General features: G+C 27.7%; 2 protein-coding genes. Both read right to left on the bottom strand.

The window, feature by feature from the left end; translation table 4 throughout:
• Positions 1–33 precede the first annotated feature (33 nt).
• Positions 34–570: a hypothetical protein gene (locus tag D9R21_RS06760; protein WP_126821567.1), complete on the bottom strand. Its 537-nt coding sequence runs from the start codon at positions 568–570 to the stop codon at positions 34–36.
• Positions 539–848: hypothetical protein (locus D9R21_RS07815; RefSeq protein WP_158614011.1), on the bottom strand; the 310-nt coding region annotated here is incomplete at its 5' end. The genes D9R21_RS06760 and D9R21_RS07815, both read right to left, overlap by 32 nt.

The raw sequence follows: 848 nt of genomic DNA, 5'->3' as shown, positions 1-848 counted from the left end.
CCCTTTGCCATATAAAAAATGTTTCTCCTAACTTTATATATTTAATAATAACCTAGAAAGGTTTTTTATTTCATATTCTCAGTTAAAAGAAACATTGTACAAACCTTTAAATGCTTGTTTATTTTCTGAATATACTTGATTGTGTTCTTTTAAAATGTTTTTAATTCTTTCATTTAAAGGTAAATATGGCGTTACAAATTTTTCATAAAAGACATGGTATTTATCAAAAGGGTTAAAAGTAAATTGATTAGAATATGTTTTATGAAAATATGTTGTTAATGTTATATGTTGTTTTGCTATGTTGTCTCATTCTTGAAATGTCCAAGATAATTCTTTTACTGGAATAGGATTATCTAAATTATATTGTTCATTATCATTTTCATCCGTGTATTTTTCGTAAGACACTTTTAAACTTTTTGAACGAAACATTGAAACTCTTAAATTATTATATCTTTTATCTAGTTCTTTATCAGTTAAGATTTCTTTTTCTTCAGCACGTATCATTTCGTCAGTTCATGCCGATATAATACCACTGCCTTTACCAACCTTCCCCCATAATTTTATTACCATTAGCATAACCTGCAAAAGCAATGCGAACACCACTAGGAAAAACAATTTCTCCACCTTCTTTAACATTTTTAGGTCAAACAATGCCATTTTCATTGTCGGGTCCTATATCAATCCCATATTTATCGTATAGATAATTACATACATTAATTGTATCGCCAAATGTAGTATCTTCATGGGTATTGGCATATCTTCGTAAAATATTAGATGAAGAATCGGTAAAATTACAAGCAAAAAATAATTTTTCTGCTAAATGATTTCATGTTTTATTAGTCCCACGC

The sequence above is a fragment of the Spiroplasma endosymbiont of Megaselia nigra genome (assembly GCF_003987485.1).
GTDB lineage: Bacteria > Bacillota_I > Bacilli_A > Mycoplasmatales > Mycoplasmataceae > Spiroplasma.
Note: the sequence above shows the minus strand (reverse complement) of the source record. Positions and strands in the feature narration are given on the sequence as shown.